The sequence below is a fragment of the Bacillus sp. GMs2/2 genome (genome assembly GCF_050172095.1).
Classification (GTDB): Bacteria; Bacillota; Bacilli; order Bacillales; family Bacillaceae_G; genus Bacillus_A; species Bacillus_A cereus.
Genome location: NZ_JBNLYE010000697.1, coordinates 1 through 1,263, shown reverse-complemented (window position 1 = coordinate 1,263; position 1,263 = coordinate 1). Strand labels below are relative to the sequence as shown.

The following is a 1,263-nucleotide window of genomic DNA, read 5'->3' as shown; positions in this document are numbered from 1 at the left end:
CTTATTTAAAAAACATTGAAAAACACAAACAAAATTTTGCAAACGTAATTGCGTTATGGAATCAAGATTATATAAATGAAGCTGAATTTAAAAAAGAAAATAACGAAAGAGAAGATTCATATACATATGAGGGATTTTCAGATGAAGAAATATTGTACTACTATTTAAATCGGCAAACACATTTTGACCAAGAAAAACGTATAAAGGGTGCATCCAGGGCTCTATATGCACGTGATTTAAGCCAGTTCTATTTTTTCATCAAACAAAGCACAGAATTTTTGCAGCAAGATGTAAAGAATTATAAATTTGGTCAAGTATGGAGAAACCTTAGAAAACGACATATCCGTAATTATCAAAAATGGTTATCTCAAGAGGCAATCTCCTATCAGTCAAAAGATAAATACAAGCCATCTACAATTAGTAGAAAGCTTGGAGTTATTCGTTCATATTTGAAATGGCTATATGAAATCCAATATATTCAGGATCCTCTACATGTTGAGATACTAAGTACAACTGTAAATAAACAACATAAACCTAAACGTGAGTTATCATATGAGGACGTTAAACAGTTACTTCATTACTACAAGGATAATGAAATCAATTACGCTTTATTGTCAGTTCTAGCTACTACAGGGTTACGTGTTGCAGAAGTAGCACATGCAAAGTGGGAAGATCTTGAGTATGACGCTATACGAGGACGATATTATTTAAAAGTTGATACAAAGGGAGATAATGAGCGGATTGTTTCTATTAATAAGGAAATTTTCAAGCGGATTGCCGCATTTCGAATGCGGAGAAGATTACCTATAGACATTGGGAATAGAAATGGTGGAACAGTATTTCAAACTAAAAACCATACTGCTTATAGAGAGAATTATTTGTCACAATATATTTCTAAAATTATTAAGGATACTCAGCTACCCTTTACAGAGAATATGGGAATTACCCCCCACTTCTTTAGACATTTTTATGTACAGTACTTATATGATTACAAAGGATTACCACCTCATCTTATCGCAGCTGCAGTAGGTCATAAAAATGATCGTACTACGAAAGAAAATTATTTGAATCAGCGATTGACGAAAGATAATGATGCCGGTAATTTAATTTTGGATGATGAATTTTAAATTGAACCTCTATAATAAATAATTAAAGCAATTCAATAACACCATTTATAGTTATGTATTTTTTATATAATTAGAATCGATTTATTGTCTGTTTATTTTTATCTATTTATTAAATCATTAGTAATTCGCCAAGTAT

General features: G+C 30.9%; 1 protein-coding gene. It reads left to right on the top strand.

What is annotated here, in order from left to right:
• On the top strand, nucleotides 1-1,127 hold a 1,127-nt coding region (locus tag ACQGS6_RS28770; RefSeq protein ID WP_426966051.1), incomplete at its 5' end, for a tyrosine-type recombinase/integrase.
• Between the last annotated feature and the right edge of the window lie 136 nt (nucleotides 1,128-1,263).